11 protein-coding genes are annotated in these 15,101 nt (G+C 72.1%); 7 read left to right on the top strand and 4 right to left on the bottom strand.

The annotated features are described in order from the left end of the window. The first annotated feature begins 23 nt into the window (after positions 1-23). Complete coding sequence (locus OHT77_RS10485) at positions 24-1,505, top strand: M14 family zinc carboxypeptidase (protein ID WP_328827929.1); 1,482 nt, start codon at positions 24-26, stop codon at positions 1,503-1,505. Next, positions 1,502-1,987, top strand: a complete 486-nt coding sequence (locus OHT77_RS10480; protein WP_328827928.1) for an SSI family serine proteinase inhibitor — start codon at positions 1,502-1,504, stop codon at positions 1,985-1,987. Before OHT77_RS10485 ends, OHT77_RS10480 begins: the two co-directional genes overlap by 4 nt. A 17-nt stretch (positions 1,988-2,004) precedes the next feature. Here the strand turns inward: OHT77_RS10480 and OHT77_RS10475 are convergent, their stop codons facing one another. Further along, positions 2,005-3,297: a M14 family zinc carboxypeptidase gene (locus OHT77_RS10475; protein ID WP_328827927.1), complete on the bottom strand. Its 1,293-nt coding sequence runs from the start codon at positions 3,295-3,297 to the stop codon at positions 2,005-2,007. Between the two features lie 512 nt (positions 3,298-3,809). On the opposite strand from OHT77_RS10475, the gene OHT77_RS10470 reads away from it, so the two are divergent. After that, a complete protein-coding gene (locus OHT77_RS10470; RefSeq protein ID WP_328827926.1) occupies positions 3,810-4,904 on the top strand; it encodes a cytochrome P450 in 1,095 nt (364 codons plus the stop codon). Here OHT77_RS10470 and treY read toward each other — a convergent pair. Together treY and glgX are read right to left on the bottom strand one after the other, a co-directional pair. Then, positions 4,901-7,258, bottom strand: coding sequence for a malto-oligosyltrehalose synthase (gene treY, locus OHT77_RS10465; protein ID WP_328827924.1), 2,358 nt, complete (start codon positions 7,256-7,258; stop codon positions 4,901-4,903). The two genes, OHT77_RS10470 and treY, sit on opposite strands and share 4 nt — an antisense overlap. 77 nt (positions 7,259-7,335) lie before the next feature. Further along, positions 7,336-9,453 (bottom strand): glycogen debranching protein GlgX, encoded by a 2,118-nt coding sequence (gene glgX, locus OHT77_RS10460; protein ID WP_328827923.1) that lies wholly within the window; start codon positions 9,451-9,453, stop codon positions 7,336-7,338. Between the two features lie 196 nt (positions 9,454-9,649). Between glgX and OHT77_RS10455 the strand changes: the two genes are divergently transcribed. The 4 genes from OHT77_RS10455 to OHT77_RS10440 all read left to right on the top strand — a co-directional run bounded on the left by OHT77_RS10455 (position 9,650) and on the right by OHT77_RS10440 (position 14,023). Further along, positions 9,650-10,459 (top strand): Tat pathway signal sequence domain protein, encoded by an 810-nt coding sequence (locus OHT77_RS10455; RefSeq protein ID WP_328827922.1) that lies wholly within the window; start codon positions 9,650-9,652, stop codon positions 10,457-10,459. 55 nt (positions 10,460-10,514) lie between these two features. Further along, positions 10,515-11,831, top strand: a complete 1,317-nt coding sequence (locus OHT77_RS10450) for a copper amine oxidase (RefSeq protein ID WP_328827921.1) — start codon at positions 10,515-10,517, stop codon at positions 11,829-11,831. 104 nt (positions 11,832-11,935) lie between these two features. Beyond that, entirely contained in the window at positions 11,936-13,177 is a 1,242-nt protein-coding gene (locus OHT77_RS10445; RefSeq protein ID WP_328827919.1) for an SAV2148 family HEPN domain-containing protein, read from the top strand. A gap of 123 nt (positions 13,178-13,300) precedes the next feature. Beyond that, positions 13,301-14,023, top strand: coding sequence for a 3'-5' exonuclease (locus OHT77_RS10440; RefSeq protein ID WP_328827918.1), 723 nt, complete (start codon positions 13,301-13,303; stop codon positions 14,021-14,023). Between the two features lie 96 nt (positions 14,024-14,119). On the opposite strand, the gene OHT77_RS10435 is transcribed toward OHT77_RS10440, so the two are convergent. Then, positions 14,120-14,983, bottom strand: a complete 864-nt coding sequence (locus OHT77_RS10435) for a phosphotransferase enzyme family protein (protein WP_328827917.1) — start codon at positions 14,981-14,983, stop codon at positions 14,120-14,122. Positions 14,984-15,101: the final 118 nt, after the last annotated feature.

The following is a 15,101-nucleotide window of genomic DNA, read 5'->3' as shown; positions in this document are numbered from 1 at the left end:
CAGGTGAACCGACGGCACCACATTTGTGGAGGTGCGCCCTGCCGCCACTCCTCCGCTACCCGTCCGTGGACGAGTTGGGCGCCCAGGCCGCCGCGCTCGTCGCCCGCCACCCCCAGGACGCCCGGCTGCGCCGCGTCGGGACCTCCCGGGCCGGTACGCCCCTGTGGCTGCTCTCCGTGGGCCACGGCAGCCGTCAGGCCCTCGTGGTCGCAGGACCGCACGCCAACGAGCCGGTGGGCGGCGCGACGGTGCTGCGGCTGGCCGAACGGGTCCTGGCCGACCGCCGGTTGAGCGAGGGCGCCGACGCCACCTGGAACCTGCTGCTGTGCCTCGACCCCGACGGCTCGCGACGCAACGAGGGCTGGCTGTCCGGCCCGTACAGCCTCGGCCGGTACTTCAGGAACTTCTTCCGGCCCGGCTTCCTGGAGCAGCCCGAGTGGCTCCCGGACGGCGCGGCCGGGGCCCGACTCCCGGAGACCCGAGCCCTGTTGGCGGTCCAGGACGAACTCCGGCCGTTCCTCCAGTGCTCCCTGCACGGCGTCGACGTCGGCGGCGGCTTCGTGGAGCTCACCCACGACCTGCCCGGCCTCGCCCGCCGCGTCGCCCACACCGCGGCCCGTCTCGCCGTCCCGCGCGAACTCGGGCCCTACGACACGCTGTACTGGCCGAGCCTGGGCCCCGCCGTCTACCGCATCCCGCCACCGCGCCCAGGCGACCTGGCCGCCGCCATCACCGAGGCCGCCGTCGAGTCGACCTGGTACCACCCGCACCGGTACGGCACCGTCACCGCGGTCGTCGAGGCGCCGATGTGGGGCGTGGCCGGCGTCGAGGACGGCACCCCGCCCGCCGCCGCGGACGCGTTCCTCCGCACCGTGAGCCACACCCTGCGCCACGACACCCGCATCCTGGAACAACTCCTCGCGCGAATACGGCCGTTCGTCCGCGACGGCGCGGAAGCGGGAGGGCTCTCCAGAGCGGGCCTGGAGCCGGGCGGACTCGCGAGGGCGGGTGGCCTGGTGCCGCCGTCCACCGTGCCCGGCGCGCGGCCCGGGACCCTCGTCGTGTCCGACGCCGCACGGCTGCTCGCGCCGGTCGACGACTATTTACTGGTCTGCCCCGGGCTCGCCGACGCGTGGGACCCCGATGTCGACACGGGTGCCGCCCGCCCGCTTCCGCCGCTCAACACCGCCCATCTGGCCGCCCTGCGCATCGCCGGGCGACGGCTGGCGCTGCGCACGGCGGGGCTGCTCTACCAGCTCGTCGTCACCTCCGGGCGCGATCAGGCCGGTGTCCTCCCGGAGTTGGACCGGCTGATCGACCAGTGGTGCGCCGACTACCGCGACGGCTGCGGAGCACGCTGGATCTCGGTCGCACGCCAGGTCGAGTACCAGTCGCGCGTGGTGCTCAGCGCGTTCGAGCTGGCCCACCGGCACGCGCCCGTGCGTTCCCGTTCGGGTGAGCCGGGGTGGGGTACGGAGACCGCGGTGCCGATGCACCGGGAATGACGCACACCACCTCCAAGACGCACACCCCGAAGACCCGCAGCGCGGAAACCCGTCCCCTGAAGACTCGCACCAGGAAGGCGACCGCTCTACGGAGTGCCCTGCTCGCGACGGCTCTCGTGCTCCTCGCCGGGCAGGCACCGGCCCGGGCGACCGCCCCTCACCACGGGGTCCGGGGCGACTGGCTCTACCTCACCGTCACACGCGGCGACAACCGGTCCAGTGACACGCGCGGGACCCTGCTGCTGTGCGACCCGCCCCAGGGGCACGCCCACGCGGCCGAGGCCTGCGCGGAACTGGCCGTGGCGGACGGCGACATCGACGCGCTCCCGCCCAAGAGCGTCTTCTGCCCGATGATCTACGCCCCGGTGACCGCACACGCGCGCGGGGAGTGGAAGGGGCGCCCGGTCGACTACAGCAGGACGTTCTCCAACGCGTGCTCCATGGCGGCACGCACAGGACACGTCTTCGCGCTGGACAGCTGAGACGCCGCCGGGATGGGTCAGGCCGGGCGCCGGGCACGCGCGCTTGAGACGTCGTCGAGCCCGCCCGCCTGCTCGCGCGCGTGCAGCGCCGCCGCCACGACCGTGCGCGCCTGATGCTCGACCTGGTGCTCCAGGGGCACCCAGCGGGCCCGGAAGCGTTCCTCGAAGGCGTCGCTCCAGGACGCCACGAGGTGTTCGAGCAGGGGCGCCGCGCGGTCGTCGGTCTCCCGCAGGACCCGCAGCAGCATCGCCGCGGCCCGCAGTGGCAGCCGCCGCCCGAACGCGTCCACGCTGCCCACGTACGCCATCGTCGTGTCGGCGGGCTCGGTGTGCATCCAGTCCGCGGCGAGGCCCGGCACCAGCTCCAGGGCCCACTTCGCGGCCCGCAGCAGAGGCCCGTCGACGCCTTGGAGCCGCGGCAGCGCCTCGGTGAGCACCCGCTCCACCTCGCGCCCGTCCCGCAGCAGACGGCGCGCCAGCCGCCGTATCGCCGCCGCCGGTGCGGGATGCGGTGCCGGGTCGTCCACCAGATCGCTGGCCCACATCGGGACCTCCACGACCGCCGTGAGGCCGCCGTACCGGTGCGCGTGGTACCAGGTGCTGTGCCGGGCGTCGTCCGGCATGCTCGGGTACGCCATGTCCACACCCGGCGCCGGCATCACATGCACCCCGGGCCCCGAGGCGGGCCAGCCCGCCGCGTCCGAGGCGCCCGTCTCCACCGGGATGTGCAGCTCGGCCGCCGACTTGGCGAACGGCTCGGCCAGCCCCGGTATGTCCTTCGTCAACTGCACCCAGCTGCCGCCCAGATCGGTCCCGTGCAGCGTCACCTGGAGGTAGGGCCGCAGCTCGTCGATCACCCGGGTCAGCACCCGCGTCTCGGGCGGCAGCCGATCAGGTGGCAGCACCGAAGGCGACCACTCCGGCTGCTCGGGCCCGGCCGGACGGAAGAACCCCAGGTGGTAGTCGAACAGACTTCGCGGCGCGGGCGTCACATGCAGACTCGCCCCGTCCGGATCCGCGCAGAGCAGGAAGTGCCAGGAGGTGTCCGACCTCAACTCCCTCTCGGCCACGACCCGTTCGGCCAGGGCGAGGAGAGTGGAGCCGCCGGTCGGCTCGTTGGCGTGGGCGCCCGCGACCACCAGGACGGCGCGCTGGGCGTGCCCCACGGACAGCAGGTGCAGTGGTCTGCCCGCGCGGGAGACGCCCACCTGCCTCAGGGCGCACAGCCCCGGCCTGTGCGCGGCCAACGCCCTTGCGGACGAGACCAGTTCGGTCACACTGGGGTATCGCAACTCCGGCAGGAGACTCACCCCCGACTAGTCCGCCCCGGCTTCGCAACCGCAGTACCCCACGGCCTCTGGGAACTGTCAAGGAGACCGCGGGGGAGGCTACCGGGGGCGCCCAGGCGCGTTTACCGGCAGCCGGTAAGGGCGTGGGTGCCAGCAGGGGGCCGCAGTTCTCCAGGGTGCCGCACGGGCCCGCTGCTCACTGCCGGTGACGTCCCCAGCGGGCACACGCGCGTGCCCCCGCACCGGGGCCTCCCCACGCCGTACCCCGTCACCGCACGCCCGCCGTCCGGCCCGCACCCCGGGTCCGCACGCGGGTGCGAGCCGGTGGCCGCGCCGGTCCCACGGCGTGCGGCCGTCCCCGTACGCCGCAGGTCTACGGAACGCCCGCCTCACCCGAACGGCCGTACGAGAGCTGCGCCCCGCGCGGGGCGGTGGTCGGCTGGGGGCAGCCGCGTGTGCGCTTGGCGCGGACGACCGGCCGCGCGCCCCCTGGGCGGTGCGCGGCGGAGCGACGACCACGGGAGCGGGCGGCGGTGCTGTGTCTCACGGACGTCCTCGTCACACGGACCGCGGGCACCCTGGCCCGCCCACCGGCCCCGCCGAGCCTGCGGACGGCCGTACGGGACCCGTATCCGCTCTACCGCACGCTCCGTACGCACCACCCCCTGGTGTACGACGAGCCCTTCGGCGCCTGGCTCGTCAGCCGCTACGACGACGTCCGCGCCGCGCTCGCCGACCCCCGGCTCGTCCCCCTGCCCGGTGAGGGGACATCGGAGGCCGACCAGTGCCTCGAACGGGCGCTGCGCGGGCGCGCGTCGGCCGCGCTGACCGCCGCCGTCGAACGCGGCGCCCATGTCCTCGCCCGGCGGCTGGCCGCGCGTGAAGAGGCCGACCTGGTGGCCGAGTTCTGCGACTGGCTGCCCACCGCGACGGTCGTGGCCGCGCTCGGGCTGCCGTACGAGGAGACCGCGCGCGTGCACTGCTGGTGCCGCACGGGACTCGGCCCCTCCGGGGGCGGGCGTTCCGAACTGGGCGTCTTCCTGCGCCCGTTGACGGCCAGGCGCCGCGCCCACCCGGGCGGTGACCTGCTGTCCGTGCTGTGCGCCGAGCGGACCGACGAGGCCGTGACGGGGCTGGTGGGCACGCTGCTCGGCGCGGCGGGGGAGACCACCGCGCGGGCGCTGGCGTCGTTCCTCGCCAACCTCCTCGACCACCCGCGCCAGTTGACGGTGCTCCGCGACCGGCCCGACCTCACGGCCAGCGCCTGGGCGGAGTCCCTGCGCCGTGACCCGCCGCTGCACATCGTGAAGCGCCGGGCCGTCGAACCCGTCGGCGCGATCCCCGCCGGAGCGACCGTCGCCTGCCTCCTCGGCGCCGCGGGCCGCGACCCGGAGCGCTTCACCGACCCCGACCGCTACGACGCCTTCCGCCGCGACCCCGCCCCGCTCGCCCACGGCACGGGCCGCCATGCCTCCGCCGAGGCCCTCCTCGCCCGTCTCACGGCCGAACACGGCCTGCGGGCGCTGCTGGCCGCCCTGCCGGGTCTGCGCCGCGCAGAAGGCGCCCAGGCGGCGCCTGAGGACCTTGTCCGGCGCTCGCCCAAGATCCTCAGGGTCCGCACCCGCTAGCCGCTCTCGCCCACCCGCTCCAGCAGCACCGCGGGCGACGACTCGAGAACGTCCGCCACGCGTGCGTGCCCCGTGAACTCCCGCTCCGGAGCCAGCACATCGGCCCACCGCCCCGGCGGCAGCGGCAGCACGGTCTCCCGCCAGCCGCCCGCCTCCGCGAGCCGCGACGACAGCCGGGTCACCACCGTGACCGCACTCCCGGAGCGCGCGAACGCCACACAGTGCGCCGCCGCAGGGCCCTCCGCCGCCAGAGGGGTGTACGTCGCCGAGTCGCCGAACACCTCGGGCCGCCGGGCCCGCAACTGGAGCGCGGCGACCGTCAGCGCGCCCTTGTCACCGGGGTGCGGCGGCGGGAACGGCACCGGGCGGCGGTTGTCCGGGTCGACCAGGGCCCGGTACTCGGTCTCCGTGCCCTGGTAGAGGTCCGGCACGCCCGGCATCGTCAGCTGGACCAGGGTGGCGCTCAGCATGTTGGCCCGGATGTGCGCCTCAAGTGCCGTACGGAACGCGGCCACCCGCTCGCCCGGAGCGCCGCAGGGGCCCGCCGCGACGAACGCCGCCACCGCCTCCTCGTACGGCGGCTCCTGCTCCGTCCAGCTCGTGTACAGGCCCGCCTCGCGCACATGCTTCAGCAGGGCATCCTGGACGCGCTCCGTGTCCGCGGGGCCGAGGCCGAACACCGTCTGCCACGCCGCCCACGCCAGTTGCGCGTCCGGCACGCCCTCCCCGGTGCGGGTCACCTCCGCCAGCACATCCGCCCACCGCTCCGGCACCTCGGTGAGCACGGCCAGCGCGGCCCGTACATCGGCGCTGCGCTTGGTGTCGTGGGTCGACAGCACCGTGCCCATGGCGGGCCAGTCGCGCTGCACGCGCGCGCAGAACGCGTGGAAGTCCTCCGGGGACACCGCGGGGCTGCCCGGGTTCCCGCCCACCTCGGTCGCCGACAGCAGCGGCACATACCGGTAGAAGGCCGTGTCCTCGACGGACTTGGCCCGCAGCGCGGACGCGGTCTGCGCGAACCGCGTCCGGAACTCGACGTGTTCGGGCCCGTCCCCGTAGCCCCCCAGCAGCAGCTCCCGTACGACATCGACGGCACCGGCCTCCTCCGGGACGACGAACGCCTGCCGGGCCTCGGCCGCCGCCTCCTCGGTGACGACCGCGGCGGTGTCCCCGGAGGTGTACGGCCGGTACACCTCCAGGCGGACCAGCAGCTCCAGCAGCGCGGTCCGCAGCGCCCAGGGGGCCCGGTCGCGCAGCGCGGGCTCCGGGGAAGTGGCGCACAGCCGGACCACGACCCGGGTCAGCCGGTCCATCTCGGCGACCAGCTCGTGCGTGAGCACCTTGTACGCCGCCCGCCGTACCGTCGCCTCCCACTGACCGCCGCGGTCGGTCTGCGGGGCCGCGAACCTCCGGTACTGGCCCAGGAGTTCACCGACGCCCGCCGGGTCCGTGAACAGCCCGTCGACCTGCCGGAGGGCGTCGTAGCCGGTGGTGCCCGCGACGGGCCAGGACGCCGGCAGGTGCTCCCCGTCCGCGAGGATCTTCTCCACGATCGTCCAGCGGCCCCCGGTGGCCTCGTGCAGCCGCGCGAGGTAGTCGTCGGGGTCGGCGAGCCCGTCGGGGTGGTCCACGCGCAGCCCGTCGACGACGCCCTCGCGCAGCAGCTGGAGCATCTTCGCGTGGGTGGCGTCGAAGACCTCCGGGTCCTCGACGCGTACCCCGATCAGCTCCGAAATGCTGAAGAACCGCCGGTAGTTGAGCTCCGTGCGGGCCAGCCGCCACCACACAGGGCGGTACCACTGCGCGTCCAGGAGCCGCGGCAGCGGCAGCTCCGCCGTGCCCTCACGCAGCGGGAAGACGTGGTCGTAGTAGCGCAGCACGTCACCGTCGACCGCCATGTGCTCCAGCTCCCCGCCGACGGGGCCGCCCAGCACCGGCAGCAGCACCTGCCCGCCCTGGGCCTCCCAGTCGATGTCGAACCAGCGCGCGTACGGCGACTTCGGGCCCTCCCGGAGGACCTCCCACAGGGCGTGGTTGTGGCGCGGGGACATCGCCATGTGGTTCGGCACGATGTCCACCACGAGGCCGAGACCGTGCTCCCGCGCGGTGCGCGCGAGGGCCCGCAGCCCGTCCTCGCCGCCGAGTTCGTCCCGCACGCGCGCGTGGTCGACGACGTCGTAGCCGTGCGTGGAGCCCGGGACGGACTCGAGGACGGGGGACAGATGCAGATGCGAGACGCCGAGCGACGCCAGGTACGGCACGGCCGCAGCTGCCGCCGTGAACGGGAACTCGGGCTGCAGCTGCAACCGGTAGGTGGCCGTGGGCACTGCCGGGTCGGGTCGCTCAGGTGTCATGCAGACCTACGTACCCGCCCGGCCGTCTTTCGTGTCATCGACCCCGCATCCGGTGCTCTGATCGGCCGACCCGCCTCCTAGGTGGGCCGTTTCAGCACGGTCATGCTGCGGTCCAGCAGAGTCAGACGGTCACCCGCCTCCACCTTCGCGCCCGTGCCCGGCGGCACCCCCTCGGGGCGGCCCGTGTCCACGACCACCTCCCACTGGCGGCCGTGATTGACCGGCACGACGAATTCCAGCGTCTCCGGAGAGGCGTTGAACATCATCAGGAACGAGTCGTCGGCGATCCGCTCCCCCCGCTGACCGGGCTCCGAGATGGCATTGCCGTTCAGGAACACCGACAGCGCGGACGCCTGCGCCGAGTCCCAGTCCCGCTGGGTCATCTCCTTGCCCTCCGGGGTGAACCAGGCGATGTCCGACAGCTCGTCGTGGGTGCCCTCCACGGGCCGCCCGTGGAAGAACCGCCGGCGCCGGAACACCGGATGCTCCTTGCGCAGCCACACCAACGCGCGCGTGAAGGCGGGCAGCCCCGCCAACTCGGCTTCACCCTCGGGCCACTTGACCCACGCCAGTTCGCTGTCCTGGCAGTACGCGTTGTTGTTGCCCTTCTGGGTGCGCGCGAACTCATCCCCATGGCTGATCATCGGCACGCCCTGGGACAGCAGCAGCGTGGCCACGAAGTTGCGCATCTGGCGTGCGCGCAGCTCCAGGACGGCCGGGTCGTCGGTCTCGCCCTCGGCCCCGCAGTTCCAGGACCGGTTGTGGCTCTCGCCGTCCCGGTTGTCCTCGCCGTTGGCCTGGTTGTGCTTGTCGTTGTACGACACCAGGTCGTTCAGCGTGAACCCGTCATGGCAGGTGACGAAGTTGATCGACGCCAGGGGACGGCGGCCGTCGTCCTGGTAGAGATCGGACGAGCCGGTCAGCCGGGACGCGAACTCCGCGAGCGCCCGCCCCTCGCCCCGCCACATGTCCCGGACGGTGTCGCGGTACTTGCCGTTCCACTCCGTCCACAGCGGCGGGAAGTTGCCCACCTGGTAGCCGCCCTCGCCGACGTCCCAGGGCTCCGCGATCAGCTTCACCTGGGAGACCACCGGGTCCTGCTGCACCAGGTCGAAGAACGACGACAGCCGGTCCACCTCGTGGAACTGCCGGGCCAGGGTGGCCGCCAGGTCGAAGCGGAAGCCGTCGACGTGCATCTCGGTGACCCAGTAGCGCAGCGAGTCCATGATCAGCTGGAGCACGTGCGGGGACCGCATGAGCAGTGAATTGCCCGTCCCCGTGGTGTCCATGTAGTAGCGGGGGTCCTCCGTCAGCCGGTAGTACGAGGAGTTGTCGAGGCCCTTGAAGGACAGCGTCGGCCCCAGGTGGTTGCCCTCGGCGGTGTGGTTGTAGACGACGTCCAGGATGACCTCGATACCGGCCTCGTGCAGCGCCCGTACCGCGGACTTGAACTCCAGGACCTGCTGGCCGCGGTCGCCCCAGGAGGCGTACGCGTTGTGCGGGGCGAAGAAACCGATCGTGTTGTAGCCCCAGTAGTTGTTCAGCCCCATGTCGACCAGCCGGTGGTCGTTCACGAACTGGTGCACCGGCATCAGCTCCAGGGCCGTCACGCCCAGCTCCACCAGGTGCTCGATGACCGCCGGATGCGCGAGCGCCGCGTACGTGCCGCGCAGCTCGTCCGGCAGCCCAGGGTGCTGCATCGTGAGGCCCTTGACGTGGGCCTCGTAGAGCACGGTCTCGTGGTAACCGCGCCGGGGCAGCCGGTCGTCGCCCCAGTCGAAGTAGGGATTGACCACGACCGAGGTCATGGTGTGCGGCGCCGAGTCCAGGTCGTTGCGCTTGTCGGGCGCGTCGAAGTGGTAGCCGTACACCTCCTCGCCCCAGGCGATCGATCCGCTGACCGCCTTCGCGTACGGGTCGAGCAGCAGCTTCGCGGAGTTGCACCGCTGGCCGCGCTCGGGCGCGTAGGGGCCGTGCGCGCGGAAGCCGTACCGCTGCCCAGGCATGATGCCGGGCACGTACGCGTGCCGCACGAACGCGTCACTCTCCCGCAGTTCCACCGCCGTCTCCGAGCCGTCGTCGTGCAGCAGACACAGCTCTACTCGGTCCGCGGCCTCGGTGAAGACCGCGAAGTTGGTACCGGCGCCGTCGTACGTGGCACCGAGTGGATACGCCTCTCCAGGCCAGACCTGCATGGTCACGACTCTTTCAGCCGGGCCCCGCCACCGGGGCTCCTTGGGCATGAGTCTCCCCGAAAGTGAGGGAACCACCTATGACTTACGTCCCTCTTACCAAATGACCGGTGGATACGACGTATGCCGTATCCCGAAGGAAGTGCGACACACCACTCCCAGCGGTCCGGGGCAGGACCCAGGGGGAGTAGGGGGAAATGTGCGAAGGACAGTGCACCGCCACCTGGGCAAAGTGGTGGCCGGTGCGGCCATAGCGGTCGCCGGGACCGCCGTGATGGTCGCCGTCACGCTGCCGGGCACGGCGGGGGCCGACGAGTCGGGCGGCACCGGGCAGGCCGCCGGATCGGCCGGGCAGCAGGCCGGGGACACGCTCGGCGCGGCGCCCGGAGTGGTCCAACAGGCCCCCGCCGAGGGCGAGAAGGGCAAGGGCCGCGACCCGCTCACCGACGACGAGACCAAGCGCGTCGAGCAGATAGCGGTGAACCAGCAGCTGTTCAACTCCATGGAGAACGTGGACGGGAAGCGCGGCCCGCAGCGCCTCGACGTCGAACTCGCCGACCCCGAGCCGAGCGAGCTGGACAACCCGAACGCGCCGCGCCGCGCGGACGTGACGTTCTACGACTACAAGGACGACTCGGTCGTCACCAAGACCGTGAACCTCGACACCGGCAAGGTCGAACAGACCGGCACCCAGCACGGAGTGCAGCCCCCGGCGAGCAACGCCGAGGACGTCGAGGCCGCCGAACTGCTGCTCGCCAGCCCGCTGGGCGCGGGCCTGAAGGCGGACTACAAGGACGCGACGGGCAATCAACTCACCTCGCCCGACCAGCTGTTGCTGACCGCGATGATCTACAAGGCCACTCCGGGACGCCAGTCGGGCGATCTCGACCAGTGCGGCGCGCACCGCTGCGTACGGCTGTTCCCGAAGGTGAAGAACGGGCCGTGGATCGACGCCCGCGACTTCGTCATCGACCTGAGCGCCCGCAAGGTCGGCAAGCTCACCGGCTGAGCCGGCCGTCCTCCGTCCACCCAACTTGCTTCTCCTGTAAGGGAGTCACCTCTTCATGCGCGTGAACAGAATCAGCCGTGCCCGCAGGCGGGGAGCCGTCGCTCTCGCGGTCGCCGCCCTGGCCGCCGGTGCCACCGCGGGCGCGGGACCTGCCGTCGCCCAGCCGAAGGCCGCCCCGAGCGCCGCCGCCCCCGGCTGCAGCGCCGCCTTCACCATCGAGCAGAAGCTCTCCACCGGCACCACCTGGCGGATGTGCTGGCACTACGAGCGCGAGGCCGGCCTCGTCCTGGAGAACATCTCCTACCAGCCGCCCGGCCAGGCCACGCCCATCAAGGTGCTCGCCGACGCCAAGCTCGCCCAGATCCACGTCCCGTACGACGACGGCAAGAACGAGTACAGCGACCTCACCCAGTACGGCTTCGGCACGGGCCTGATGAACATGGCGCCCGGCGAGTGTCCCGGCGGCACCATCAAGACCGTCAAGGTCCCCGACGCCATGGACCCGGCCCACCCGAACGTCAAGGGCCTCTGTACGACGACCCGTTCGCGCGGCCACGCCTTCCGCATGCAGGGCGACAGCGCCAACAAGGTCTTCCAGACCCAGGGCAAGGACTTCCTCGTCTACACGGTCAACCAGGTCGGCTGGTACGAGTACATCACCGAGTGGCGCTTCCAGGACGACGGCACCATCAACATGAACGTCGGTGCCACCGGCAGCCTTTCGCCGTACGACTACGACGCGGGCGACGGCCGCGGCTGGCCGCTCGGCAAGGGCGCCAAGGCGTACGCGACGAGCCACCAGCACGACGTCTTCTGGAAGTTGGACTTCGCGCTCGACGGCTCCTCCAAGGGCCGCGTCGAGCAGTACGACTCCGCCGTCACCACGCACGGCGCCAACACCCCAACGAACAAGACCACGTTGACCAAGGTCACCAAGGAACTCGCGGGCGACGCCAAGAACATGCGCTGGTGGCGCATCGTCAGCGCGACCGGCAAGAACAAGGACAACCACGCCCGGTCCTACGAGATAGTCCCCGGCCCCACCACCAAGTACCCGGGCCGCAGCTTCACCCAGCACGACGTGTACTTCACCCAGTACAACAAGTGCGAGCAGTTCGCCAGCGACAACCTGCCCAACTGCGGTGCGGGGCACCCGAAGCAGGTCGACAAGTGGGTCAACGGACAGACCCTCACCCAGCCCGTGGTCTGGGTGAACGTCGGCTTCCACCACATCGCCCGCGACGAGGACCAGCAGCCGATGCCGGTCCACTGGCAGGGATTCTCCATCGCCCCGCGCGACGTCACCGCCATGAATCCGCTCACTCCGGCCGCGCTCGCCGACCAGAACGGCAATGTGATCGGCGGAAGTTGAGAAACGACCCTGTCCATCCGGCTGCACCGCCGACCGGTCCCGGAGTACCCTTCCTTGATCGTTGAGACTGGGGAGAGCTCGGGGGAGCGGAAGGCGGTGCACGGGTGGGCTCGGGAGGGCTGGAGTTGCCCCCTGGTGACGAGGGTCACGAGGGGAACTCCGCAGAAGTCCCGCCCGGCGCGGTGTCCCTGGCACGTCCGATGGACGCGGCTGGTTCCATCGGTCCGGAGCTGGACTGGGACGCCGACGCCTGGCGCGAGGTGCGTACGCGCGCCCAGCGAGCCGGCCGCGCCTACATCTGGCTGAACCTCGTCGAACAGCGGCTGCGCGCGGTCGTGGCCGCTGTTCTGCGTCCCATCTACGAACCCGTCCACGGCGACGAGTGGGTGGTCGCCGCGGCCGGACCGGCCGGACAGGAGTGGGTGCAGCGCGCGGTCGCCGTCCGCGAAGTCAGCCGCCGCAAGGGCTACTTGCTCGACCCGGCCGACGACAACGTCCTCAGCTTCCTGACCCTGCCGCAGCTGCGCGAGCTGATGGTGCAGCACTGGCCGTGCTTCGAGCCGTACTTCGACGAGCGCCGTGACGTCGAACTCGCCCTGGACGAGCTGGAGGTGACCCGCAACGTCGTCTCCCGCAACCGCGCCCTGTCCGAGGCCGTCCTCAACCAGGCCGAGCGGGCCTCCGCGAAACTCCTGGAGACCCTCGGCGCCGGCAGCGACGTGCCCTCGGCGCGCCGGCTGCCCGTCGACGCCGTCGAGGAGCTCATCGGCGACCGCTTCGCCGACGTGGTCGCCGTGCACCCCGACCGGGTGCGCCTGATGCGGCAGTTCCCGGCCGAGGACATCTTCGGCGGGGCCCGCCGCGTCGACGCCATCGGCATCGGCCTCAACCTCCTCGTGCAGAACTTCTCCGGCCGCCGCCTGGTCCGGCTCGCCGAGTCGGGCTGCCGGGTACGGCTTCTCTTCCTCAACCCCGCGTCCAGCGCGGTGAAGCGGCGCGAGCGCGAACTCGGCATCAAACGAGGTGAGTTGAGTCGCGCGGTCGAGATGAACATCCTGCACATGCGGCGGGTCCGCTCCCGGCTGCGCGACCCGGACGCCTTCGAGATCCAGGTCTTCGACGAGACGCCCCGCTTCACGGCGTACCTCGTCGACGGCGACGGCTCGGACGGCATCGCCGTCGTGCAGTCCTATCTGCGCCGCAGCCGCGGCATGGAGGCGCCGGTGCTGGTGCTGCGGAACGGCAGCCGACTGGTCAAGTCGGACGAAATGGATGACAGCGCACTTTTCCCCACCTACCGCGATGAGTTCGAGCAGATGTGGGCGGATTCGCGACCGGTGTCCTGACCTGTCCCAGGGCCGCGCCCGGGTCCGCTCCGGCGGTAAGCGGAACGCGGTCATCGGATTGTCAGTGGCTCGTGCGATCGTGGAGACCACTGGGGGAAAGCACCACCGAGAAGGGGGGCCGTCATGGCCTGGCACCAGGAGCTGCTCATCGGCTTCGACCTGGAGACGACGGGGACCGAGCCGCGCGAGGCGCGCATCGTCACGGGCGCGGTCATCGAGGTCAGGGGCGGACGCCCGATAGGCCGCAAGGAGTGGCTGGCCGATCCGGGCGTCGAGATCCCGGCGGACGCCGTCGCGGTGCACGGCATCACGAACGAACGGGCGACCACCGAGGGCCGCCCCGCCGACCAGGTCGCCGACGCGATCGCCGACGTCCTCGTGACGTACTGGAAGACGGGCGTCCCGGTCGTCGCGTACAACGCGGCCTTCGACCTCACCCTGCTCTCCGCGGAGCTGCGCCGGCACGGACTGCCGTCCCTGCGCGACCGGTTGGGCGGCACCGACCCCGCGCCGGTCATCGACCCGTACACGATCGACCGCTCCGTCGACCGCTACCGCCGCGGCAAGCGCAACCTCGAAGCGGTCTGCCAGGAGTACGGCGTGGTCCTCGACTCCGCCCATGACGCCTCGGCCGACGCCCTCGCCGCCGCCCGCCTGGCCGGCGCGATAGCCGACCGCCACCCCAAGGTCGCCGCCCTCGGCCCCGCGGACCTCCACCGCCGCCAGATCGAGTGGTACGCGGAATGGGCAGCCGACTTCCAGAGCTTCCTGCGCCGCAAGGGCGACCAGGCCGCGGTGGTGGACGGCACGTGGCCCCTGCGTGAGCCGGCAGACGAGACGGTCTGACGCGGAGGCGCCCCGAAAGGGGCACGGGGAACGGCGCGAACAGCCACAACGAACCCGCGGCCGCCCGATCCGAATCAGCCCCCGTTCACCAGGCGCTCAGAACGGAAACCACCGCACCGTCTCATCCCCGTCCCGCAACGACCCCACCCGCCGCCGAAACTCAACCAGCGCCTCAGGGTTGCTCGGCGCATGCTGAGCGACCCAGGCGCAACTGGCCGTCTCCCGAGCCCCACGCAGCACCCCGCACCCGTCCCACTCCCGCACATCCCATCCGTACGCCTCGACGAACGAGTCATAGGCCCGAGCCGGATACGCGTACCGGTCCCGCGAGAGAGCCATCACCACAAGGTCGTGCTCACGCAGATCCGAGGAGAAGGTCTCCAGATCGACCAACACCGGCCCGTCCGGCCCGACATGCACATTCCGGGGCAACGCGTCCCCGTGAATCGGCCCCGGCGTCAAACGCGGCGTGAGCGCGGCCGCGGCCGCCGCGAACCCGTCCCGCCGCTCCCGCAGATACGCGGCGTCGGCCGGATCGATCGCGTCCCCCGCGAGCCGCAGCCACCGCTCCACACCGCCCAGCAACTCACGCGGCGGAAGACCGAACGAGGGGGCGGGGAGCGCGTGGACGAGGCGTAGCAGTTCGGCCAGATCCCGGGCGTCGGCGGGACGTACGGAATCGGCCAACCGGTGCCACACCGTCACGGGGTGCCCGTCGACCAGCCGCGCCTCCGGCTCCGCGGCCCGCACCGCGGGCACACCCGACTCGGCAAGCCACAGCGCGACATCCAGCTCACGCCGCGCCCGGTCGAGGAGTTCGGCGTCGCGCCCCACCTTGACGACCAGGTCACCCGCGGCGAACACCGCGTTCTCGCCGAGGGCCAGGAGCTGGGCGTCCCGCGCCGCGCCGGGCAGTACGTCCGCCGCGGCCAGTACGTCCCGGGCCCGTGCCTCGTCCATCGTCCGCCTCCGTGTGGTCCCTGTGCGTGTGCGGACGGCGTCGGGTTCCCGCCATCCGACGGCCAGTGTCGCATTCGTACAGGTGGGACGGCGTGCGAGGTGCCTTGACGCGGTACGA

Source organism: Streptomyces sp. NBC_00252 (assembly GCF_036187565.1).
Lineage (GTDB): Bacteria > Actinomycetota > Actinomycetes > Streptomycetales > Streptomycetaceae > Streptomyces.
This window is presented reverse-complemented; position numbering and strand designations above follow the sequence as displayed.

Bases quoted from the DNA above. Each gene is read 5' to 3' on its own strand.
- OHT77_RS10480 (WP_328827928.1), top strand. From the start codon at position 1,502: ATGACGCACACCACCTCCAAGACGCACACCCCGAAGACCCGCAGCGCG.
- treY (WP_328827924.1), bottom strand. From the start codon at position 7,258: ATGACACCTGAGCGACCCGACCCGGCAGTGCCCACGGCCACCTACCGG.
- glgX (WP_328827923.1), bottom strand. From the start codon at position 9,453: ATGCAGGTCTGGCCTGGAGAGGCGTATCCACTCGGTGCCACGTACGAC.
- OHT77_RS10450 (WP_328827921.1), top strand. From the start codon at position 10,515: ATGCGCGTGAACAGAATCAGCCGTGCCCGCAGGCGGGGAGCCGTCGCT.
- OHT77_RS10440 (WP_328827918.1), top strand. From the start codon at position 13,301: ATGGCCTGGCACCAGGAGCTGCTCATCGGCTTCGACCTGGAGACGACG.
- OHT77_RS10435 (WP_328827917.1), bottom strand. From the start codon at position 14,983: ATGGACGAGGCACGGGCCCGGGACGTACTGGCCGCGGCGGACGTACTG.